General features: G+C 69.1%; 19 protein-coding genes and 1 pseudogene. 11 read left to right on the top strand and 9 right to left on the bottom strand.

Annotated features, from left to right (window positions below):
• Positions 1-263: 263 nt before the first annotated feature.
• The gene (locus tag FKM96_RS13240; RefSeq protein ID WP_147795629.1) at positions 264-704 is read right to left on the bottom strand and encodes a very short patch repair endonuclease; all 441 of its coding nucleotides are present in this window, start codon (positions 702-704) and stop codon (positions 264-266) included.
• Between FKM96_RS13240 and FKM96_RS21635 the strand changes: the two are divergent.
• Positions 703-1,533, top strand: a pseudogene (locus FKM96_RS21635) (NaeI family type II restriction endonuclease); the annotation flags it as partial. The gene FKM96_RS13240 and the pseudogene FKM96_RS21635 sit on opposite strands and share 2 nt — an antisense overlap.
• 126 nt (positions 1,534-1,659) lie before the next feature.
• On the opposite strand, the gene FKM96_RS13230 reads toward FKM96_RS21635, so the two are convergent.
• Together FKM96_RS13230 and FKM96_RS13225 are read right to left on the bottom strand one after the other, a co-directional pair.
• The gene (locus FKM96_RS13230; RefSeq protein WP_210417270.1) at positions 1,660-2,796 is read right to left on the bottom strand and encodes a DNA cytosine methyltransferase; all 1,137 of its coding nucleotides are present in this window, start codon (positions 2,794-2,796) and stop codon (positions 1,660-1,662) included.
• 145 nt (positions 2,797-2,941) lie between these two features.
• Positions 2,942-4,168 (bottom strand): aldose epimerase family protein, encoded by a 1,227-nt coding sequence (locus FKM96_RS13225; protein ID WP_210417269.1) that lies wholly within the window; start codon positions 4,166-4,168, stop codon positions 2,942-2,944.
• A 349-nt stretch (positions 4,169-4,517) separates the two neighbouring features.
• Here FKM96_RS13225 and FKM96_RS13220 point away from each other — a divergent pair, with 349 nt between their 5' ends.
• The 9 genes from FKM96_RS13220 to FKM96_RS13180 all read left to right on the top strand — a co-directional run bounded on the left by FKM96_RS13220 (position 4,518) and on the right by FKM96_RS13180 (position 15,220).
• Positions 4,518-5,312, top strand: a complete 795-nt coding sequence (locus FKM96_RS13220) for a protein NO VEIN domain-containing protein (RefSeq protein ID WP_147795627.1) — start codon at positions 4,518-4,520, stop codon at positions 5,310-5,312.
• Between the two features lie 65 nt (positions 5,313-5,377).
• Entirely contained in the window at positions 5,378-6,586 is a 1,209-nt protein-coding gene (locus FKM96_RS13215) for a DNA cytosine methyltransferase (protein WP_147795626.1), read from the top strand.
• A 41-nt stretch (positions 6,587-6,627) separates the two neighbouring features.
• Positions 6,628-7,740 (top strand): hypothetical protein, encoded by a 1,113-nt coding sequence (locus FKM96_RS13210; RefSeq protein ID WP_147795625.1) that lies wholly within the window; start codon positions 6,628-6,630, stop codon positions 7,738-7,740.
• Positions 7,737-8,654, top strand: coding sequence for a hypothetical protein (locus tag FKM96_RS13205; RefSeq protein ID WP_147795624.1), 918 nt, complete (start codon positions 7,737-7,739; stop codon positions 8,652-8,654). Before FKM96_RS13210 ends, FKM96_RS13205 begins: the two co-directional genes overlap by 4 nt.
• A gap of 205 nt (positions 8,655-8,859) precedes the next feature.
• A complete protein-coding gene (locus FKM96_RS13200; RefSeq protein ID WP_147795623.1) occupies positions 8,860-10,035 on the top strand; it encodes an ROK family transcriptional regulator in 1,176 nt (391 codons plus the stop codon).
• A 16-nt stretch (positions 10,036-10,051) separates the two neighbouring features.
• Complete coding sequence (locus FKM96_RS13195) at positions 10,052-10,858, top strand: ATP-binding cassette domain-containing protein (protein WP_147797112.1); 807 nt, start codon at positions 10,052-10,054, stop codon at positions 10,856-10,858.
• 258 nt (positions 10,859-11,116) lie between these two features.
• Positions 11,117-12,664: a multiple monosaccharide ABC transporter ATP-binding protein gene (mmsA, locus tag FKM96_RS13190; protein ID WP_147795622.1), complete on the top strand. Its 1,548-nt coding sequence runs from the start codon at positions 11,117-11,119 to the stop codon at positions 12,662-12,664.
• A gap of 32 nt (positions 12,665-12,696) precedes the next feature.
• Positions 12,697-13,992, top strand: a complete 1,296-nt coding sequence (mmsB, locus tag FKM96_RS13185; protein WP_147795621.1) for a multiple monosaccharide ABC transporter permease — start codon at positions 12,697-12,699, stop codon at positions 13,990-13,992.
• Between the two features lie 118 nt (positions 13,993-14,110).
• Entirely contained in the window at positions 14,111-15,220 is a 1,110-nt protein-coding gene (locus tag FKM96_RS13180) for a sugar-binding protein (RefSeq protein ID WP_147795620.1), read from the top strand.
• 103 nt (positions 15,221-15,323) lie between these two features.
• Here FKM96_RS13180 and FKM96_RS13175 read toward each other — a convergent pair whose 3' ends face one another.
• Positions 15,324-16,046, bottom strand: coding sequence for a hypothetical protein (locus tag FKM96_RS13175; RefSeq protein WP_147795619.1), 723 nt, complete (start codon positions 16,044-16,046; stop codon positions 15,324-15,326).
• On the bottom strand, positions 16,043-16,675 hold the full coding sequence (locus tag FKM96_RS21085) for a helix-turn-helix domain-containing protein (RefSeq protein WP_210417268.1): 633 nt from the start codon (positions 16,673-16,675) through the stop codon (positions 16,043-16,045). Before FKM96_RS21085 ends, FKM96_RS13175 begins: the two co-directional genes overlap by 4 nt.
• 201 nt (positions 16,676-16,876) lie before the next feature.
• On the opposite strand from FKM96_RS21085, the gene FKM96_RS13165 reads away from it, so the two are divergent.
• Positions 16,877-17,503: a hypothetical protein gene (locus tag FKM96_RS13165; protein ID WP_147795618.1), complete on the top strand. Its 627-nt coding sequence runs from the start codon at positions 16,877-16,879 to the stop codon at positions 17,501-17,503.
• A gap of 54 nt (positions 17,504-17,557) precedes the next feature.
• On the opposite strand, the gene FKM96_RS13160 is transcribed toward FKM96_RS13165, so the two are convergent.
• The 4 genes from FKM96_RS13160 to FKM96_RS21840 all read right to left on the bottom strand — a co-directional run bounded on the left by FKM96_RS13160 (position 17,558) and on the right by FKM96_RS21840 (position 21,529).
• Positions 17,558-18,289 (bottom strand): hypothetical protein, encoded by a 732-nt coding sequence (locus FKM96_RS13160; RefSeq protein WP_147795617.1) that lies wholly within the window; start codon positions 18,287-18,289, stop codon positions 17,558-17,560.
• A gap of 26 nt (positions 18,290-18,315) precedes the next feature.
• Positions 18,316-20,562, bottom strand: coding sequence for a hypothetical protein (locus tag FKM96_RS13155; protein ID WP_147795616.1), 2,247 nt, complete (start codon positions 20,560-20,562; stop codon positions 18,316-18,318).
• Positions 20,559-20,825 carry a hypothetical protein gene (locus tag FKM96_RS13150; protein ID WP_147795615.1) on the bottom strand — a complete coding sequence of 89 codons (267 nt, stop codon included), beginning with the start codon at positions 20,823-20,825 and terminating at the stop codon, positions 20,559-20,561. The genes FKM96_RS13155 and FKM96_RS13150 overlap by 4 nt, the downstream gene beginning before the upstream one ends.
• Before the next feature lie 254 nt (positions 20,826-21,079).
• Positions 21,080-21,529 (bottom strand): low temperature requirement protein A, encoded by a 450-nt coding sequence (locus FKM96_RS21840; protein ID WP_256375917.1) that lies wholly within the window; start codon positions 21,527-21,529, stop codon positions 21,080-21,082.
• Positions 21,530-21,552: the final 23 nt, after the last annotated feature.

Genomic DNA, 21,552 nt, shown 5'->3' with positions numbered 1-21,552 from the left:
CCTCCAGCACGAACGCTCCTCGACCACCGACTCTGGCAGATGCCGCTGACACACCGTCGGCCTCGGGCGGGTGAACCGGCCGGATACACCTGCTCGCGCGCAGCTCTGCGCGCCGGTCACACCGCCCTCCGTCGACCCAACAGCTCGTCCTGGCGACGGATGCGCCGCTTACCGCCAAGCGCCGAAACTCGTCGGGGCTTGCTATGCGTCTCGAGAACCACCGTCAACCTCGGCGGGCGCGGGCGCATGACGCTTTCGACGCTTCACGACCCACCGCAACACGAACATGCCGTCTGCAGCTCCTGCTTGGCTCGGGTCAACTCAGCCTCTACGCGGTCGCAAGCGGACGCCACACCCTCGTGCTCCCACACACGCACAACGCGCCACCCGGCATGGTGGAGATCCGCGTCAGTTTGACGGTCGCGGGCGACGTTCCGAGCTAGCTTCTGCGCCCACCACTCGGCGTTCGTCTTCGGCGTGGAAGCATGCTGTGGGCACGAGTGCCAGAAGCAGCCGTCCACGAACACGACGACGCGGAGGCGCGGGAAGACGAGGTCGGGCCTACGGCGGCCCGGGAGTACAGCTCGCTGGACGAAGAAGCGACGTCCGCGGCGATGCAGCTCACGGCGGATCGCCATCTCCGGAGCCGTGTCGCGGTTTCGAACTCGCGCCATCCGGGCACTGGTCGCCTGGTCTGTCTTCATGGTCCCATCGCCCCGCGGCTCCGTCAGATACGGTCCACTCGTGACCCTCCCATCGACCTCAAGGGTGCCACCGGCTGCGCCGGGCCATGTCTGCACGCCGGACCCGCGCCCGGGACGCGAGCGCGAAGCGCACTCGATCTCGGCTCCTGGGGAAGATCTCGAGCTGCAACGCGTACTCTCCTGGCTCGCCCCGTCTCCGCTCGAGGATGCGTTCACTCGAGCGGTGGATGACGCGGTCAAGTACGTGCTCGATGGATCTCGAACCGGTCGATTCGATCTGATGAGCCCTGACGTGGACTCGGACGAGCGCGCTTCCGTGGGTACGAAGCTCCAGTATCGCGTGCTCAACGAGCTGAGTCTCATTAAGGAACCACCGCTGGACACCACGATCATGGGCGTCCCGGTTGAGTTGAAGGCCACCGTCGGCTCCAGTTGGATGATTCCGACCGAGGGGCAATGCGAAATCTGCCTGCTGCTCCAGGTCGACGCACGGGAGGCCAGACATAGGGCCTTCCTTATGCGCACCCATAGGGCATGGCTTCGCGAAGGAGCGAACAAGGATGGCAAGCGCGGCATCATGAGTGCCGCCCTCGCGCGATACGCCATACGGCTGCTCGATTGGACACCGCTTCCACCAGAGCCGCTCAAACAGCTCACTCGTTCGCAGCGAGACGTCGTCTTCGCGCCGCGAGTTGGTCAAACCGAGCGCCTCACTGAGCTGTTCGGGTTCCTGCCCAATGTCGTCATCCCGCGGTCCTCAATCGAGACGGTCTGCGCGGGCAACCGCGATCCCATGCGCCGAGCGCGTCAGGCGAAGCCACTCGTGGCACAGCGGCATGGCCTCACGTTGCTTTGTGGCACCTGGAAGCAAGATGTCGAGACAGCGTCTGCTCGTGGCTTCGACATCTCCGGGGATGCGTGGGTGGCCCTCACGCCTGTCGCCCTCGAGCGGGGCCTACATCAGATAGGGCTTGACCTGCCGAGCGATCGCTCGGGCAAGGCCGCCAGGCACGGCGTTGCCGATCTGCCGCGCGATCTGGATCTTCGTCCCCACCCACTGGTAATCCTTGGGGAAGTCCTGGATCAGTGACGCCTCGTAGTGGGTGATCACGCGGTCGACGCTGCGGGACACGTCGCCCTTGATCCACCGTGATTCGGGGTCCTGCACCGCAGCCGGCTCCCACTGCGGGTGGAGGTACTGACCCTTCTCCGGCTTGAAGAACTCGGTCCTGATGGTGACTGACGGAGCGTCCCAGCGCCCGCGCCCCATGACATCGGTGGTTCCCGTCGGCTTCTCCCTCCAGCAGCGCGGGAGCAGATCCGTCGGTACGTCGAAGCGTCCCCCACCGGGCGGAACGTACGAATAGCGCTCTCGACTCTTGGGAAGCGGGTTGCGCTTGATGTGGATGTCGCGCGCCTTGAAGGTGCCAGGCATCGACTCGCCGAAGAACGTCGTCGTCGACGCGGGCAGCTCGGTCGACGCCGGGTCCACGGGGAGCCCACCGATCACGTCACGAAGCGTCCTCCACGGAGCGAGGCCGCTGCCGTCGACCGGCTTCTGCGCGTGAGTCGGGGTCGGCATCTCGATCTTGCCGACTCGGGATCCGATGACGATCGTTCGCTTCCGCCTCTGCGCGACGCCGTAGTCCGCTGCGTTGAGCACGGCGTGGGTCAGCTCGTAGCCCTGGAGCGCACCGTGGTCCTGCTCGGCGAGCAGCATCTGGAACTCGGGGCTCTTGGAGAAGCGATCGACGTTCTCGATCACGAACACCTCAGGATTCGCGGCAGCCACGAAGCGCATGTACTCGCGCCAGAGCTGGTTCCGCGGGTCGTTGAGATCCTTCAGCCCGAGATTGCTGAACCCTTGGCAGGGCGGGCCGCCGATGACGACTCGCGCCTCCGGGATCTGCGCGGTGGGTACCTGGGCGATGTCGCCAGCGATCACGTGATCCTCGCCGAAGTTCGCCGCATACGTGGCCGCAGCTGCTCTGTCCCACTCGACGGCGAGCAGCGGTTCGAACCCCTCATCGACGAACCCCTGAGTCATGCCGCCGCAGCCAGCGAAGAGGTCGATCATGGGGATGCCGGTCATGGCGATGATCGTACGTGCCCCCACCGACACATCCGAGTGCTCACGCCTGGGTGATCGACAAGTGGCCCGGCCCGATCACCTCGGAGGGGCTCCCGGGGTCATCCGATTCGTAACGGATGACCCCGGGAGCCGGAGATGAGCCTGCCTACCGCCGCCCGCGCGACAGGTCGAACACGGTCGTCGTGTCGTACGTCTCCCCCGGCCGCAGCGTCGTGCTCGGGAACTGCGGCTGGTTCGGCGAGTCCGGGAAGTGCTGCGTCTCGAGCGCCAGCCCGTCCGACTGCCGGTACACGTGCCCGCCGGTGCCGACGAGCGTCGCGTCCAGGAAGTTGCCCGAGTAGAACTGGATGCCCGGCTCGGTCGTCCACATCTTCAGCGTCCGCCCGGAGTCCGGGTCACGGAGCTTCGCCGCCAGCTGGAGGCTGCCGTCGTCGGGCCGGTCGAGCACCCAATTGTGGTCGTAGCCCTGCCCGAACAGCAGCTGCTCGAACGGCTCGCGGATGCGCTCGCCGATCGGCGTCGCCGACCGGAAGTCCATCGGCGTGCCCGATACGTCGGCGATCTCGCCGGTCGGGATCAGCGTCGAGTCGACCGGCGTGTAGCCGCTGGCCGGCAGCGTGAGCTCGTGGTCGAGGATCGACGACGTGCCCTCGCCCTGGAGGTTCCAGTACGTGTGGTTCGTCAGGTTCACGACCGTCGGCGCGTCCGTCGTCGCGGTGTAGTGGATCTCGAGCTTCTGGTCGCGGGTCAGCGTGTAGGTGACCTGGACGTCGAGGTTGCCCGGGTAGCCCTCCTCGCCGTCGGGGCTCAGGTAGTTGAGCTGGAGCCCGACGGTGCCATTGTTCTGGATCGGTGTCGCGGTCCAGACCTTCGTGTCGAAGCCGTTGAACCCGCCGTGGAGGCTGTTCGGGTCGTTGTTGATGGGCAGCTGGTAGGTGGCGCCGTCGAGCTCGAACTGGCCGTTCGCGATGCGGTTGCCGTACCGGCCGATGAGCGCGCCGATGTACGGGCCCGGGTTGTTGTTGTCGAGGTAGCCCTGCAGGTCGGCGAAGCCGAGGACGACGTTGACCGGGTCCTTGCGCCCGTTCGGGACCTCGAGCGACTGGATGATGCCGCCGTAGGTGAGGATCCGGACGGTCATGCCGCGGTTGCTGAGCGTGTACCGCTCGACGGCTGTGCCGTCCTCGGTGGCGCCCCACGGCTCGGAGGTGATGGTGGCGGTGTCGTGGTGGCCGCCGCCCTTGTCACCGCCCCAGCGGTCGGTGGTGTCGTCGGCCCCCAGTGCGGCGGGACCGCCCGAGACGAGCAGTGCGGCGACCGCGAGCGGGGCTACCACGCCCACGAGGCCGCGACGGAGTTGACGCATGCGCATGTGACTCCCCCTGTCCACGTCGGCCGGCGCCGCCCCCTGGGACGTCGGTGTCCCGCGGCGCGGCGACCCTGGCGCGTGACGTGGATGGGGTCGGGCGCCCGGAGGGGCGGTGCGGTCGGGATCGACGCTAGGGACCCACGTCCCTCACCGTCAACGACAGCCACTCGCGGGCACGCCCCGCAGGTATCCATCGCCTCCTCCGCGGCGTGGTGACCAGACAGTCCCGCCTTGATGGGAGGCCGGCGCCTGCGGAGCCAGTAGAGTGCTCCAACATCTCAAACCTCTCAAACCGGGCACGCGCGCCTGTGAGACAGGCGCGGCACCAATCCGGCTGCCCGAACGGAGCGCTATGCCCATCGTGCTGACCACCGGAGCTCCCACGGCGTCCGGTCGCACATATCGCGATATTGTCGGGAAGCAGTACGAGTTCCCAATTCGGTATCGACACCTTGTCGTCACCGGGACGCCGTTCGTCTATTATCGCGGTCGGCGCGGGACCAGGCTCGGAGAACCTCAATATTTCGGAGACGGCGTCGTCTCCTTTATTGAAGAGCCTGACGCAACCTCGGACACCATGATCGCCCACCTGGCCGACGTCAGACTATTTGACACCCCTATAGCCGCAAAGAACCGTGATGGAACCTATATCGAGACTGGAACATCCAAAGGAACGAACTGGGCGAATGGCGTCCGAAAAATAGATTCAGGCACTTACCGATATCTCATCGCGAGGACATCGAATTCGCAGCCCGACGCCATTCGATCCAAAGCCACCCCAGACCACGCCTCGAGGCTTGAAAGATATTCGGTGAATGTTGCCCTTCAGATGCTCGCGACAGAGTTCGGGCGCGATAGCGTGGAAGAAATGCCCCCGGGGAACCCGGGGTACGACATTGCCGTCAAATCCGGCCCGTCCGTATTGCACGTAGAGGTTAAGGGGACGGTCCTACCAAGTCCCGTTTTCCATCTTTCCGAGGGGCAAAGGCGCCACTCGGAACTGCTGGGCGACCGATTCATGCTCGTCGTTATCTATGACGTCGATCTGCACCGATCGACTCACAAAGTGGTGACGCTTCGCGGCAGCCTCGATAGGCAAGATCTCGACCTGCAGCCGGACTCCTGGATCGGCCGACTGATGGTCTAAGATGTCCGCCGATCGCCCAGTTGGTTGACGGTCTCCCCTCAGCGTCATCACGAACGAAGGATCGCATGACCCACCTCGCCCTTTCCTGCTTCAGCGGAGCTGGCGGCATGGACATCGGGCTTGAAGCAGCAGGCTTTACTTCCGTTGGCGCAATCGAACTCGATCATCTTGCCCGACAGACTCTAGCGGCAAATCGGCCCGAATGGCCGATTCTGGACCTTCATGACGTAGTTGAGGCTGGCGAAGTGCTCATGCCGGCCGACCTCGGCATGGAACCGCGGGAACTCACCGTGCTCGCAGGCGGCCCGCCGTGCCAACCTTTCAGCATGGCTGCGCAGTGGAGCCAGCCAAAGCGGGGAATCGACGACGACCGCGGCAAGACTGTCGGTGGTATGCTCAAAATCGCGGAGCGCTTCTTGCCACAAGCGATCCTCATCGAGAATGTCACCGGCTTCCTCCAGGGCAGGAATTCCGCGGCAACGATCATTTCAGATCACCTCGATCGAATCAACGTGGCGCACGGCACGCACTACCGCCTTAACCACTGGGTCCTGAACGCGGCCGACTTTGGGGTGCCCCAGAACAGAAGGCGGGCGATCGGGGTAGCGTTCCGCGACCTAGACGAGAGCGACGCGATTCCTGCCCCTATCGGCCCATTCGAGGGCGCTCATCTGACCGCTTGGGACGCCATCGGGCACCTTCGTCCTTCGGAAGTGCCCGCCGCGGAAGGTGGCTATTCTGACTTGCTTCCATCCATCCCGGAGGGCGCGAACTATCAGTACCTCACGGCGCGCGGCGGGGGACCCGAAGTTGAACTTTTCGGGTATCGGACGCGATACTGGTCGTTCCTGCTCAAGCTTCGGCGCGACGCTCCTGCGTGGACTCTTCCGGCCAGCCCGGGCCCGTCCACTGGACCGTTTCATTGGGACAATCGGCCCCTCGCCATCGAGGAACGCCTGGCTCTGCAAGGGATGCCTCACACCTGGAAGCTCGCCGGCACACACCGTGATGCGGTAAAGCTCACCGGCAACGCGACACCCTCCCCGCTCGCCGAGTCCATGGGGCGCTACATCCTCGCAAAGCTGGAGAGTCCAGCACTCGCGCCTTCGCCCGATGAGATCCGCCCGACGCTCGCTCCGAAGCGGCGCAGCGGTCCACCAGCTCCGACACCACCAACCGCGCTTCCCGACAGGTGGAGGTCGCAGGTCGGGTCAAAGGCTGCGCACCCCGGAGCAGGTGCGGGACCGTCCCGGCACCTGCGCCCATCCGAGTGACGGGAGCGCCGCCACAGCCGTGAACGTGACAGTCTAGTCGCGTGATCGGACTGGGCGAAGTGCCGCTTGTCGAACTCGAACTCGACCCTGAAAACCCCCGGTTGCCGGAAGAGGTCCAGGGCGCACCGCAGGCCGAAATACTCGCCTACTTATTCGAGCACGACGTTCTGACCGAACTCGCGGAGAGCTACCTAATTAACGGGTTCTTCGCGAATGAGGCCCTCCTCGTACTTCCGCCGGACGATCGCGGAATTCGAGTCGTCGTCGAGGGCAACCGTCGGCTCGGCGCGCTCAAGTACCTAACTCGAGACGCGACGGCCGTTGAAGGCAAACTTCCCGAGCACCAGGTTGATCCAGCACCGGATCCGGCCCTGATTGCTTCGCTCAGGAGCGTGCCTGCCATCGAGGTAGAAGACCGCGATGAGCTATCATCCTATCTCGGCTTCCGCCATATTAGCGGCTTGAAGACTTGGGCTCCTGAAGCGAAGGCCCGCTACCTCTACTCGGAGGTGGAGAAGGCTCACGCACAAGGCGTCACCGACCCATTCTATGTGATCGGACGGCGCGTCGGAAGCAACGCTCTCGGCGTTCGCAATGCGTACTTTGCATACAACGTCCTCCGAGTCGCGCGTGACCATCTCGGTTTGAGAGGGCTCGCGAGTCACGTCCTCAACGAACGCTTCGGCGTATGGACGCGTCTTCTCGGCACCGCGAACGTCTCCAAATACGTTGGTATCAGGCCTGCCGCGAACACATATTCCGAGGTATCAAGTAGCACTGACGGGATCGACGTCAATCGTCTTCGCGAAGTCCTGCAGGACCTAACGCCTGTCGAAGGCTCTAAGAGGGCATTGCTGCACGACAGCCGCGATGTAACCGACTACTCGGCAGTTCTCGCCAACCCCTCGGCCCTTGAGGTAATGCGGCAATACGGGCGCCTAGACATAGCTGCAGAGGCTGCAAACGGATCCGATTTCGACAACCGTGTTCAGCGGATCCTCGAGATGGTGCAAGTAGCCACTCAAGAAGTATTGTCGGGAGTTACAGTCACGCCCGAGTCGGCACGAATAACTGCTGAACTCGCGAAAAGCGCTCGCGGCTTAAACGTCCTAGTGCAGGCCGAGGTGTCCGACGACGACGGCGGCGATGCATGACCGTCCTGGAGCAGCGGATCGATCCACGCATCGACATCTACGGAGGTGACGGCAGGTCCGGGGCGCTAGCTGACTTCGTGGAATTTCGCGCGCTGAATGGGGTCCACAACTCCGTTGCCGATCTCGCCGACCTCGTCAAGGACATGGGTTGGAGCTCGCGGCCACTTCGTCAGATCATCACGACGCCTGACGATGAAGGCGATGACCCAGACAGCATGGCGGAGCAGGCGTTCGGCCTCCTTGCGGAGCGTCTGGACGTTCTTCAGGAGCGCTATCCGTTTGAGTTTCGATCTGGCCGACTGTACGTTCGCGCGCTGTTCGACGTGCGAGAAAGCTCCTATATTCAGCTTCTGGCGATCACGATGGCACACGCGTGGAAACTCGACTCGGGAGAGGCCAAGCCAACCGAGGTCCTCGAGTTTGTTGTAAGGGATGCACTCACCACCCTGGTGCCAGCTGTGAGCATGGGGACAGCCGACCGCAACGGAAAGACGTTCAAGGAAAATCTGAGGGAGAGCGCTTCTGCGCTCGGACTTACTGCGACCCCGAACCCAACGCCGATCCGGGTGAAAGCGAAGGACGCGGGTGTTGACACGCTGGCGGGGCAGGTTTGGCGGGATGGTCGGCCGGGTCACTGGGTGTTCATCGGTCAGGTAACTTGTGGCCAAACTGGGACCTGGGCGGCCAAGCTCGGAGAGCCTAAGTCCGCGATCTGGCGAGATTACCTCCAGGAGCGCCTGCTGCCCCAGCGCTTTCTCGCTGTCCCTCACCATGTTGACGCGAGGGTGCTGTATCTCCTTCATTCGAGCGAAGAGGGAGTCGTTCTCGATCGCTTGAGGCTGGTCTTGATGAGTGACTCGGTGGTTCCACAGGCCGCGCCAGTCATCGATTGCTTCTTGAGTGCTTCGGCGTAGTTTGCTGAAGCCAAGCGACCGGATGGCCGGCGCATCACTTCGACCCTCCTTGCGGCTCCGTCCTTTCGCGTCCGGACGCGCCCCGGGCCGTACGTAGGATGACTGGACGGTCGCAGGCGTCGACCCCAGATCCCGAATCGTGCCTGGAGTACCCTCCCCCCAGCACACAGCGACGGCGCAGCAGGACGGGAGGGCCCACACCCACATGGCCGGCTCCCAGACAGCCCTGCGCGAGGCCAACCGCGCCACAGTCGTCGACACGATCCGCCGCTACGGCGGCCTCACCCAGGTCGAGCTCGCCTCCACCACGGGCCTGAGCGCCGCGACGGTCAGCAACATCGTCCGCGAGCTCCAGCAGGCGGGCGAGGTCGACGTCCGCGCCACGATCCACAACGGCCGCCGCGCCATGCTCGTCACGATGGTCCACCGCACGGGCCTCGCGGCGGGCGTGCACGTCGGCACCCGCCACATGAGCATCACCCTCACCGACTCGGCCCACCAGGTCCTCGTCGAGCAGGCCCTCCCCCTCCCCCACGAGCACCGCGCCGACACCAGCCTCGACCGCGCCGCCCTGCTCATCGTCGAGATCCTCGAGCGCGTCGGCTCCGGCCTCGACGAGCTGCTCGGCATCGGCATCGGCCTGCCCGCCCCGGTCGACGCCGCCACCGGCACCGTCTCGGTCCCCGGCATCCTCCGCGGTTGGGACGACGCCCCCGTCGCCCAGGTGATGTCGAAGCGCCTCGGCGTCCCGGTGTTCGTCGACAACGACGCCAACCTCGGCGCCCTCGCCGAGAGCCGCCTCGGCGCGAGCCGGCACTTCCAGGACTCCGTCTACGTCCGCGCCTCCCACGGCACCGGCGCCGGCATCTCCCTGCACCAGAACCTGCACCGCGGCTTCGCAGGCACCGCGGGCGAGATCGGCCACGTCCAGGTCGACGCCCAGGGCCAGGTCTGCCTCTGCGGGAGCCGCGGCTGCCTCAACACCGTCGTCGGCGCCCCGGCGCTCATCGAAGTCCTCCGGGCCAGCCGCGGCAGTCTCACCCTCCGCGACATCGTCGCCCTCGCCAACGACGGCGACCCCGGCTGCCGCCAGGTCGTCGAGGACGCCGGCGCCACCATCGGCGCGGTGGTCGCGGGCCTGGCCATCGCCGTGAACCCGCAGTGCGTCGTGGTCGGCGGCGAGCTCGCGGAGACCGGCGAGCTGCTGATCGGCCCGATGCGCGAGGCGATCCGCCGCCGGGTGCCGCTCAACCACATCGCGCCGCTCGAGGTGGTCGCCGCGGAGCTCGGCCCGAACGCCGAGGCCATGGGCGCGGTGCTGCTCGCGCTGGAAAACACCCGCACCACCCTCGCCACATACGCCCGGCCGGACGGAGACTGAGACCGTGGCACTCGACGTGGAGTGGACGACGACGCAGCAGCAGGGCCGATCGAAGCCCGGCGGCCCGCCCCTGCTCGCCCTGCGCACGGTCACCAAGCGGTTCGGCGCCGTCGAGGCGCTGACCGACGCCGACCTCACCGTGCACGCGCACGAGGTCGTCGCGCTGGTCGGCGACAACGGCGCCGGGAAGTCGACGCTCGCCCAGATCATCTCCGGCGTGCTGCAGCCCGACAGCGGCACCATCGAGATCGACGGCGACCCCGTCGCCATCCCCAACCCCGCCAGCGCGCACGCCCTCGGCATCTCGACGGTGTTCCAGGACCTCGCCCTGTGCGAGAACCTCAGCGTCGCGGCGAACATCTTCCTCGGCCGCGAGCTGCGCGCCTCCAAGCGCAGCCCGATGGACATCGACGGCATGGAGCTGGCGTCCGCGCAGATCCTCCGGGACCTGACGATCACGGTGCCGTCGGTTCGGACGCCGGTACGCGAGCTGTCGGGCGGGCAGCGGCAGGCTGTCGCGATCGCCCGGACGCTGACCACGCGGCCGCGGATCCTCGTGCTCGACGAGCCGACCGCCGCGCTGTCCGTCGTGCAGACCGCCGAGGTGCTGATGCTGGTCGAGCGGCTGCGCGAGATGGGCCTCGGCGTCGTCATCATCAGCCACAACCTGGCCGACCTGCGGGCGGTGTCCGACCGGATCGAGGTGCTGCGGCACGGCCGGAACAACGGGTCGTTCGACGCGGCGACGTCGGCGCCGGAGGAGATCATCGGGGCCATCGCCGGGGCGACCCGGGCCGTCCGCCCGGCGTGGGCGACGCGCTAGCCAGGCTTCAATCACAACACCAAATTGCCTTCAGAGGTTGTCGGCAATCGCCCAGCCGGGCCCGCGACCACGCCCGAGCCGCCCCGGTTCGCCCGCATCCCGACCACCCGAACCGCATTCGGTTGCGGTTTGGTCACGCCAAGGCGCGGCGTTGCCTTCAGAGGTTGACGCGTAGGCCTCGGCGGTCCTAGCGTCCACCCGAGCTCGACAGACCGGCACCGACGCCGGCCGTGCAGCGCGGCACAGAGAGCAGGCACGATGCTGGACACCCCCGTCGTCCTCGAGATGAGGTCGATCACCAAGACCTTCCCCGGCGTGAAGGCGCTGGACCAGGTCCGGATGACGGTGCGCGAGCGCGAGATCCACGCGATCTGCGGCGAGAACGGCGCCGGCAAGTCGACGCTGATGAAGATCCTGTCCGGGGTGTACCCGCACGGGACCTACGAGGGCGAGATCGTCTACCGGGGCGAGGAGGTCCGGTTCAAGGACATCAAGTCCAGCGAGCGGGCCGGCATCGTGATCATCCACCAGGAGCTGGCGCTCATCCCCGAGCTGTCGATCGCGGAGAACATCTTCCTCGGCAACGAGGTCGCCGGGCCGCTCGGCATCGACTGGGACGCCACCCGCGAGAAGGCGGCGGAGCTCCTGGCCCGGGTCGACCTGAACATCTCCCCCGACGAGCAGGTCAAGAACATCGGCGTCGGCCAGCAGCAGCTCGTGGAGATCGCCCGGGCGCTCGCCAAGGACGTCAAGCTGCTCATCCTCGACGAGCCGACGTCGGCGTTGAACGAGGAGGACTCCGCGCACCTGCTGGACCTGCTGCGCGACCTCCGCGCGAAGGGCATGACCAGCATCATGATCAGCCACAAGCTCAACGAGATCGCCGCCATCGCCGACTCGATCACGATCATCCGGGACGGCAAGACCGTCGAGACGCTGGACGCCGGCGCGGGCGAGGTCGACGAGGACCGGATCATCCGCGGCATGGTCGGCCGGTCGCTCGACCACCGGTTCCCGGACCACACGCCGAACATCGGCGAGACGTTCTTCGAGGTGCGGGACTGGTGGGTCGAGCACCCGACGGTCGCGGACCGGATGGTCTGCAAGGGGTCGGCGTTCGAGGTCCGGCACGGGGAGATCGTCGGCTTCGCCGGGATCATGGGCGCCGGCCGCACCGAGCTCGCGCGGTCGATCTTCGGCCGGTCGTACGGGCGGTTCCGCGGCGGGGAGATCCTCATCGACGGGAAGCCGGTCGAGCTGCACACCGTCCAGCAGGCCATCGACCACAAGATCGCGTACGTCCCGGAGGACCGGAAGGTCCAGGGCCTCAACCTGCTGGACAGCATCCTCGACACCATCGTGTCGGCCGACCTGCGGCGGATCACCAAGCGCCGGGTCCTCGACACCGACCTGGCGTTCCTGGCCTCCGAGCACTACCGGAAGTCGCTGAACATCCGGACGCCGTCGGTCCGGCAGGGCGTCGCCAAGCTGTCGGGCGGCAACCAGCAGAAGGCGCTGCTCGGGAAGTGGATGTTCCCGGAGCCGGACCTGCTCATCCTCGACGAGCCGACCCGCGGCGTGGACGTCGGCGCGAAGTACGAGATCTACGGCCTCGTGCAGCGCCTCGCCGACGCGGGCAAGGGCGTCGTCGTCATCTCCTCCGAGCTGCCGGAGCTGCTCGGCCTGTGCGACCGGATCTACACGATCTTCGAGGGCCGGGTCACCGGCGTCCTCGACCGGGAGCAGGCCGACCAGGAGGCCCTGATGCGGCTCATGACCGGCACCAGCCCGGCGCTCACGAACTGATCCAGCGGAACCCGACGAAGGACTACCGGACGATGACGTCTCTCAAGCAGCTGTTCGGCGGCGGCGCCCGCCAGTTCGGCATGGTGTTCGCGCTGATCGCGCTGGTGATCATCTTCCAGATCGCCACCGGCGGGAAGGTGCTCACGCCGACCAACGCGCAGAACATCATCAACGGCAACTCGTACGTGCTGATCCTGGCGATCGGCATGGTGCTGGTGATCATCGCCGGGCACATCGACCTGTCGGTCGGGTCGGTGGCCGCGGTGGTCGGCATCATCGTGGCGCTGGCGATCCGCGACTGGGGCATCCCCTGGTGGGCGGGCATCCTGCTCGGCCTGGCCGTCGGCGCGGTGATCGGCGCCTGGCAGGGGTTCTGGGTCGCCTACGTCGGCATCCCGGGCTTCATCACCACGCTCGCCGGGATGATGTTCTTCCGCGGCGCGAACCAGTACATCGGCAAGTCGAACACCGTCCCGGTCCCCGAGGAGATCCAGACGCTCGGCGCCGGCTACCTGCCCGAGTGGGGCCCGAACACCGGCCTGAACAACTGGACGCTGCTGCTCGGCATCCTCGCCGTCGCGGGCGTCGTCTACGGCGAGCTCCGCAAGCGCCGGTCCGCCCGCCGCCTCGGCGGCACCCCGGTCCCGCTGTGGGTGTCGATCACGCGGATGGTCGCCCTCGGCGCCGTCATCGCCTACGCCACCGTCCTGTTCGGCAGCGGCCGCGTCGGCACCTCGTTCCCGGTCTCCGGCGTCATCCTCGGGGTCCTGGTCCTGCTGTACGGCTTCGTCTCGAGCCGCACGATCACCGGTCGGCACGTGTACGCGGTCGGCGGCAACAAGGTCGCGGCGGCGCTGTCCGGCGTCAACATCCGCCGCACCAACTTCTTCGTGATGATGAACATGTCCGTGCTGGCGGCGCTGGCGGGCATCGTCTTCATCGGTCGGTCGACCGCCTCGGGGCCGTTCGACGGCACCAACTGGGAGCTCGACGCGATCGCCGCGGTGTTCATCGGCGGCGCGGCGGTCTCGGGCGGCGTCGGCACCGTCGTCGGGTCGCTCATCGGCGGCCTGGTCATGGCGGTGCTGAACAACGGCCTGCAGCTCATGGGTGTCGGCTCCGACAGCACCCAGATGATCAAGGGCCTGGTGCTGCTCGCCGCGGTCGCCTTCGACGTCTACAACAAGGTCCAGGGCCGGCCGTCCATCGTCGGGCTGCTGATGAAGGGCGCCCGGCGCGGCCGACCCGAGGGACCCGGGCCCGACGACAGCAACGCGGGAACCGGCGCGGTGCCGGTGTCGCAGAACGAGACGCTGGCGCGGAGCTGAGCGGGCGCCGCCGGCGCCGACCCCTAAACCCACACCTGTACCCCATCGTGCCGACCCCCGGCACGACGCTCGACCGCACCCAACGACGGGTGCCCAACCAGGAAGAGTGACACCACCCATGAAGAAGCTGACTGCGGCGCTGGTCGCCGCCGGGGCCGCCGGAGCACTGCTCCTGTCCGGCTGCTCGTCCGAGCGTGGCGGGTCGTCCACCGAGGAGACCGCCGGGTCGTCCGAGAGCGGCGGCGGCTTCGCGGCCGACGCCACCATCGGCGTCGCCCTGCCGCAGAAGACGTCGGAGAACTGGGTGCTCGCCGAGCAGCTGTTCAAGGACGGGCTGACCGAGGCCGGGTACAACCCGATCGTGCAGTTCGCGAACAGCGGCGTCACCGAGCAGCAGAACCAGATCCAGGCCATGACCGAGCAGGGCGCCAGCGTGATCGTCGTCGGCGCCATCGACGGCTCGCAGCTGGGCTCCCAGCTCGAGGCGGCGGTCGACTCCGGCGCCCACGTCATCGCCTACGACCGCCTGGTGAAGAACACCGACGCCGTCGACATGTACGTGGCGTTCGACAACTACCAGGTCGGCGTCCTGCAGGGGCAGGCGCTGCTCGAGGGCCTCGCCGAGCGCAAGGGCGAGGGCCCGTACAACATCGAGCTCATCGCCGGCTCCCCCGACGACGCCAACTCCACGCCGTTCTTCGAGGGCGCGATGAGCGTCCTGCAGCCGAAGATCGACGACGGCACCCTGGTCGTCGTCTCCGGCCAGACGTCGTTCGAGCAGGTCGCGACGCAGGGCTGGAAGGCCGAGAACGCGCAGAAGCGCATGGACACGATCCTCGCCGGCTCGTACGGCTCCGAGGAGCTCGACGGCGTCCTGTCGCCGAACGACACCCTCGGCCGCGCGGCGCTCACGTCCGTGTCGCAGGCCGGCAAGGAGACCCCGGTCGTCACCGGCCAGGACTCCGAGGTCGAGTCGGTGAAGTCGATCATGGCCGGCGAGCAGTACTCGACGATCTACAAGGACACCCGCGAGCTCGTGGCGCAGACGATCAAGGAGATCCAGGCGCTGCAGAAGGGCGAGGAGCCGGAGATCAACGACACCGAGTCGTACGACAACGGGGTCAAGGTCGTGCCGTCGTTCCTGCTGACGCCCGTGATCGTGACGAAGGAGAACGCGGCCGACGTGTACAAGGACGACGACACGCTGGCGCCGCTGACGCAGGGGTGACGAGGGTCGGCGTCCGGTAGGGCGGCGGTCGAGGCGAGGGGCGGGCCCGTGCGGTGGGTCCGCCCCTCGCGGCGTGCGGGCGGGGGGCGCCGGGCGTGCGGGGTCAGGCGTCGAGGACGTCTCGCAGCGTGGCGACGCCCTCCGCCGCGCCGTCCACCCGGAGCACCGTCCGCCGGTCGTCCGCGAGCGCCGCGAGCATGCCGCGGAGGTAGCGGCGGTCCCGCGGGCCTGCCTCGTCGATCCGGTCGGACGGCGCGATCAGCGTCGTCAGGACCGCGAAGTCCGCGCGGTGCCGTGCCCGCGCCTGGTCGAGGACCACGGTGTGCGCCGCCGCCTTCGCGACGAGGGCGCCGAGGAGGCTCGGCCTCCGGACCTGCCCGGAGACGCCGGCCACCTCTACCGCGACGGCGGCGCTCCGGTCCAGCGCCTGCTGCGCGGCCGGCGTCTCGAGCGTCGTCCCGCCGTGCACGCCGCGGCGCGCGGCCGCGCGCTCCCCCACCCGGCGCGGGATGAGGACATCGATCTGCGCCGGCCCGCGCGTCCAGCGGTGCTGGTGCCCGGCCGGGCTCGTCCCCGCCGACGAGAACCCCAGCGCGACGAGCACGCTGGTGAACCGGTGCAGGATCCGGCCGTCGGCCCGGACGTCCAGCACCGCGTCCAGGTCGTCGGTGGGCCGCGCCGGGGCGGCGCCCCGCTCGGCGCAGTGCAGGTGCACCATCTGGCCGCCGACGAGCGTCCAGCAGCCGGGCAGCCGGTCGTGCACCTCCAGGAGCGCGTGCCACCCGGCCGTCTGCGCGACGGTCGTGGGCGGCAGCGCGATGGTCACGCGGCCCGCACCGCCTGGGCGATCAGCTCGCTCGCACGGGCCAGCTCGCGCGGGCCGTCGTGCTCCGCGAGGTCGGCGGCGAGCACCAGCGGCGGGACCGGGTCGGCGGGGAGCACCGCGACGACGTGCAGGACGACGTCGGGACGGCCGGTCGCGGGGCGCAGCAGGTGTCGCCGGCGGACCGCGTCGAGGTCGTCGCGGCGGACGTAGCCCTCGGCGAGGTCGGTGGCGCTGATGCCCGCACGGGGGTCGGAGAGGCCGGAGCGGACGACGGCCGGGTCGTCGAGCAGGCCGCCGGGCTCGCGGGTGGCGAACAGGAGCCGGTCGCCGCGCGCCGCAGCCCAGGACGCGAGGAGGGTCTCCGGGGACGGATCGGTCCGGAGCCGGTCGCGGCGGTCGCGCCACCTGCCGGGCCGTGCGCCGGACGCCTGGTCCGCCGCGAGCAGGAGCCACGCCTCGGTCGGACTGAGCGGTCGGCTGCGGCGCGGCGCGATCGGGAGGGAGGCGCCGTCGACGAGCCACTGCGATCCCACGCGGCGGGCGCGGATGCGCCCCGAGGCGACCAGCTGGCGCACGCGGCGGTCGCTGACGCCGAGCGCGTCGGCTGCCTCGCGGACGGACACTTCCATGACCACATGTCTACCGGGTGCGGAAGGGAAGTGGCAACGCCTCTTTCGCCGCGCACGGTGCGGCTGCTCGGGCGGTGCGGGCCCCGGCCCCAGTTGCACCCGCCCCTGGTCTCGTTACGTTCGAGGTGAGGGGCGTGCCGAGCGCCCCTCGCGGCTACCACCGATCGAGCAGCGGTCGGGCCGACCCGCTGGAGGACCACCGTGATCACGACCCCCACCCGCCGCCCGCGCACCCACGCCCGGACGTTCGCGCTCGCCCTCGCGGCCGGCGCCCTCGTCGTCGGGACGTCGGCGTGCACCGGCGGCACCGCGGAGGCCGAGGACACCACCGACACCGCGCCCGCGCCGGACCCGGTCGCGACGACGGCCGACGCCGGGGCCGGCGACGACGCCACCGTGGGCGGCGACCTGCTGGACGGCACCCACCAGGTCGACATCCAGGCCTACGGCGGCGAGTGGGTCACCACGACCGCCGAGGGCGGCGTCACCACGGTGGCCGACCCCGCCGAGGCGGGCGGCGTCCCGACGACCTGGGTGTTCCAGCCCACCGGCACGACGTTCCAGGTGCGGACCACGGCCACCACCGACGGGCAGCCGTCCTGCCTGAGCCTGCCCGGCGACGACGTCATCACCGTGGCGCCGTGCGACCCGGCGGCGCCGGACCAGCAGCTCGACGTCACGGCGCTGGACCAGCCAGAGCAGGTGAACGTCTCGTCGGCCGCGGGCGTCGTGGTGGCGGACCAGGAGGGCGGGCTCGCGCTCGACCCGGACCCGTCGAGCCCGGCCAGCGTGTTCACGCTGGTGGACCGAGGCGCGGCGGAGGGGTGATCGCGCGCCGCCGGCGGCGTGAACGCACCGACAGGCGCTCACTGGAGTCGCCGTTCACGGCTCCTCCTCCAACGGCCGGGCGAAGCTGTCGAGCAGACGCTCCCGCACCGACCGCGGCTCGACCACCCGCCCGTCCGGACCGAGCACGGCGTCGAGCGGCTCACCATACGGCGGCGCAGGGTCGAAGTACCCCACCACGGCACCGGCGATCGGGCAGCGGTCGTACATGTCTCCCGTGAACGTGACGTCGACGACGCGGCGGGTGCCGTCCGCCCGCCGTTCGAGTTCCCAGGTCACGTCGCTCCCGCTCCCGGACCGGAACTCGTCCAGCTGTGAGACGTACTCCTCCTCGGTGGTTGTCCACGACCAGGCACTGCAGACCCTGACATGCGCGGTGTCCGCGTGAGAACGGACCTCGAGCACGACGAAAGGTCTCGGTCCGGGCATGTAGTAGGCCGGGTCGGCTGACTGCGCGGTGTCTCGGGCGTCGCGCCTCAGGAGCTCGACGGAGAACGCCTCGGCCAACAGCTCGCTGGAGTAGTCGCCCTGGTTGTTCGCGGCCGCACGCAGCACCTGAGCGTGGCGCAGCGCGATCACCCACGGGTCCCTGTCCCAACGACCGGTGCCCCGCCCTTCAGGCCAGTACACGGACGGCACGTGCAGCTCACCGGTGATCGGTGGATCGGTGACCGGTGCTCGGGCACGCTGGTGGCGCCACAGACCGGTACCAACCACCACGAGAACCACGACCAGCGCGGCGACGAACCATCTCAGGCGAGGGCGCATCCGTGCGCCTCCACGGTCGGAAGCCGTCACTCCGATCCCCGAGCCTGAGTCGCCGCGTCCCTGTACAGCGAGCGGTAATCGGCCAGCAGCGAATCGACGTACTGCTCCGTGTGCCCGCCGTGCTCCGCGAGGCGGTCAGACCCGAGGATCTCCACCCATTTCTCCAGCGAGTCGCGTAGCTGCTCCTCGCGATCGGACCTGTCCGACGTGTCCGCCGTGCTCTCGCTGTAGGTGCTGGCCCACGCGTCGCTCGCCCGGTTCGCGAGACCGTCAGTGATCCTGTCCCGCGCCAGGTCGACCGCGGCACCACCCGCCCACGAAGCCACGCCACCCCGACGCAGCCCCATGGCTTCCCGCGCCAGTACCTCCGCTGCCTTGCCCACCCCCGGGAGGGGAACGAGGCCCGCCGCCGTGACGGCTGCGTCGATGAGCGACTGGACGCGCTCGTCGTGCCGCAGCGCGACACCCTCAGCCGAGCCCTTGAGTGCTCCGTCGAGCATCGCCTGCAGAGCTGCCACGGCACTGAACGCCGTGTCCGTGCTGTACCCGCTCCCGTCGGAGGCAGCACCGAGGAACGCGCTCTGCATGAGCGACGTCGAGCGGCGCAGCGCGTCAGCGCCCGCGTCGGACCCGCCAGCCAGTCCGAAGAGAACCGCGAGGTCGTCGCGGGTGATGTTCGCGAGCGCCATGTTCCGGTCGTGCTCGACCATGAAATCGGCGACGGCCAGGTCCTCCGTCTCACGGATCAAGCGCATCAGCGGCACCTCGCACAGCAGCGGCAGCTGCCGGGTGATCGCCACGACGAGGTTGATGCGCGCCTCGTCGCAGAGGTGCTCGGGCAGCACGTGCGGGTTGCCGATGAACGCCGCCGTGAACGCGGAGTTCGCCTCCGCCAGGGCCTTCCAGGCGTCGTCCTTCCAGCCTGCCGGGTCGTTCGGTCCGCCGGTCGCCAGCTGCATGCCGGCCCACAGCGCGGTGACCGCGGTGTACCCGTCCGCCTCGGGCCAGACGCGTTCGCCCACCCAGTAGGCGATCCGGGGGAAGGCACCGGCACGGTCCGCACCAGCGACCGGACCGCCGGCGGTGAGCCAGGACAGCGCGGCGTCGGGGTAGTTCCCCAAAGTCTGCAGGACCGCCCCGGCGGGGTCGGCTCCTCTCCCGGGCCGGTCGGGGAACTGCAGGTTGCTGAGGGTGAGGGCGCCGGAGGCGAGCGCGGCACCCCACTGCCCCTCTCCGAGCCGTTCGCGCCGATCGACGAGGTCGGCCATCGCCACCGTGAAGTGCTCGCCCATGGGGGCGGTCCACGGGTTGCCGAACAGGAACCCGACGACCGCAGCGCCGTCGGAGGCACCGACGAGGTCGCGGGCGAAGACCCGCGCCCGCCCCGCAGTCCACAGCGACGAGGCGGCCGACAGCGCCGACTGCAGGGTGACGGCCAGCCGCAGCCCGTCCGCATCGTCGATCTTCCTGGTGATCACAGCGGTCCCGATCCGGGAGACCAGGTCGGCGGTGCCCTTGCCGCCCAGGCGCTGGAAGAACGCGCCGAGCAGTGCGGGTTCGTCGGCGCAGGCGTCCAGCAGGCTCTGCAGAGCAGCGAGCGTCGCGGCCGAGGAGTCGCCCTGCAGGATGTCACGGGCGAGGTCGAGCAGGGCGTCGCGCAGACCGGCCGTGCTCAGGTCGCTCGGTCGGTGCACGCCGGCCGCGGTGAGCCCCGCCCCGACGGCGGACCAGTCCGAGATCTCGGCGAGCCCGTGCAGGTCGAACAGCAGGCGCGCGTCCGCACTCGCACGCTCGTCCGCCAGCGCCTGCAGCGTGTGCCCGGCGGCCGTCAGCCGCTCCTTGGCCGCGTCGCGCGCGGTCCGCTGCGCGGCGATGCTGCGGTCCGACACCGTGCCGGAGGGCACGGAGGTGTACTGCGAAATCAGGCGCAGGGCCCTTGCGTGGTCGCTCGCGGCCTCGTCGCGCCGGGCACGGGCCAGGACGGCGTCCTCGGCGATGCGCTGCACGGCGCCCGCGTAGACGTACATCGCGCTGGCGCACGGCCCGACGGTGTCGACGAGGCGGGTGAGGTCCGCGAGGTGCCGCGCGCTGGTGCTCCGGAGCGCGTCAGCCGCGCTCCCCGTCCACACGTCGGGGCCGAGCGCCTCGCAGTGTCGGCGGAGGACGGAGCAGGCCTCGGCCAGCTGCCGCGTGAGGCTGTCCAACCGGGCGCCCTGGACCCGCAGGCCGTCGGGGTCGCCGGCGCCCGGGTCGTCGACCGTCCACTGCGTCATCGCGTCGTCCCCAGCGCCCGGTCGGCGGCGGCGTACTCGGCGCTGGCGTCGAGCACCCGCTGACCGACGCGGAACATCTCAGCGGCGGCGCCCAGCACCTGCCGCGACACCAGCGCCGCGGCGTGCTCGATCGTCACGGCCACCTGGTGCGACCCCGGATCGGACGTCGCGACCCAGCCGGATCCGGGCAGCGACTGCGCGCACGTCTGGATGCCGCTGCCGGCGGTCCTGAGCGAGGCATGGTCCACCACGAGCTCGGCCACGAGCTGCCCTCCCCTGCGGATCACCGCGAGGCCAGGTCGACCTCGGCTCCAGCGCCCGTCCCTCTGCGGACGACGCCCGACCGACGCTAGGAGCCCGTTGCGTGGAGTCGGTGGTGCTGAGTGGGCGACCCGGCGTCACGGGGCCGGGGAACTGAGTGGTCCCGGACACGGAGGATGAGTGCCGCGCTGCGCGTCGGACGACGCCGGGGAACGAGCTCGTCCTCAGCGACCACCCAGATCCGGGGTTTGCGCGATCAGCGGCCGCCCTCGTCAGCCTCGGTCACGGACGTCGCGCCCAGCACCTGGCTCTCGCGGCGGCCGGCCAGCCCGTGCCCGACGACGGTCACCCACGGCGTCGCCGCGAGCACCAGCAGGCACCACACCAGCGCCACCCCAGCGGCCGCCAGCGCCACGCTCGCCAGCACCACCACCGCCGACACCCCGACGAGCACCACGTGGAACCGGGCGTGCGCCCGGCTCAGCACGGCGAACAGCGCGTAGAACGTCCCCACGTACACGGCCACCGGCACGGCGACGGTCAGCGCCGTCCCCACGGCGGACAGCGAGCTCTCCCCCTGCAGGTAGAACGCCCCCGCGTGCAGCCCGCCGCCGATCGCGATGATCGCCCCGAACAGCACGATGTGCCCGTACCCCCAGGTGAACGACCGCCGGCTGCGCGCGGCCAGCAGCTCGCCGCTCGGCATCACGTCGTACGCCCCACCACAGC

This window comes from Cellulomonas sp. Y8 (assembly GCF_008033115.1).
GTDB lineage: Bacteria > Actinomycetota > Actinomycetes > Actinomycetales > Cellulomonadaceae > Cellulomonas.
The sequence above is the reverse complement of the archived record's forward strand: the minus strand, read 5'-3'. Positions and strand labels throughout refer to the sequence as shown.

Bases quoted from the DNA above. Each gene is read 5' to 3' on its own strand.
- FKM96_RS13240 (WP_147795629.1), bottom strand. From the start codon at position 704: ATGAAGACAGACCAGGCGACCAGTGCCCGGATGGCGCGAGTTCGAAAC.
- FKM96_RS13230 (WP_210417270.1), bottom strand. From the start codon at position 2,796: ATGACCGGCATCCCCATGATCGACCTCTTCGCTGGCTGCGGCGGCATG.
- FKM96_RS13225 (WP_210417269.1), bottom strand. From the start codon at position 4,168: ATGCGCATGCGTCAACTCCGTCGCGGCCTCGTGGGCGTGGTAGCCCCG.
- FKM96_RS13220 (WP_147795627.1), top strand. From the start codon at position 4,518: ATGCCCATCGTGCTGACCACCGGAGCTCCCACGGCGTCCGGTCGCACA.
- FKM96_RS13215 (WP_147795626.1), top strand. From the start codon at position 5,378: ATGACCCACCTCGCCCTTTCCTGCTTCAGCGGAGCTGGCGGCATGGAC.
- FKM96_RS13205 (WP_147795624.1), top strand. From the start codon at position 7,737: ATGACCGTCCTGGAGCAGCGGATCGATCCACGCATCGACATCTACGGA.
- FKM96_RS13200 (WP_147795623.1), top strand. From the start codon at position 8,860: ATGGCCGGCTCCCAGACAGCCCTGCGCGAGGCCAACCGCGCCACAGTC.
- mmsA (WP_147795622.1), top strand. From the start codon at position 11,117: ATGCTGGACACCCCCGTCGTCCTCGAGATGAGGTCGATCACCAAGACC.
- mmsB (WP_147795621.1), top strand. From the start codon at position 12,697: ATGACGTCTCTCAAGCAGCTGTTCGGCGGCGGCGCCCGCCAGTTCGGC.
- FKM96_RS13180 (WP_147795620.1), top strand. From the start codon at position 14,111: ATGAAGAAGCTGACTGCGGCGCTGGTCGCCGCCGGGGCCGCCGGAGCA.
- FKM96_RS21085 (WP_210417268.1), bottom strand. From the start codon at position 16,675: ATGGAAGTGTCCGTCCGCGAGGCAGCCGACGCGCTCGGCGTCAGCGAC.
- FKM96_RS13160 (WP_147795617.1), bottom strand. From the start codon at position 18,289: ATGCGCCCTCGCCTGAGATGGTTCGTCGCCGCGCTGGTCGTGGTTCTC.
- FKM96_RS13155 (WP_147795616.1), bottom strand. From the start codon at position 20,562: ATGACGCAGTGGACGGTCGACGACCCGGGCGCCGGCGACCCCGACGGC.
- FKM96_RS21840 (WP_256375917.1), bottom strand. From the start codon at position 21,529: ATGCCGAGCGGCGAGCTGCTGGCCGCGCGCAGCCGGCGGTCGTTCACC.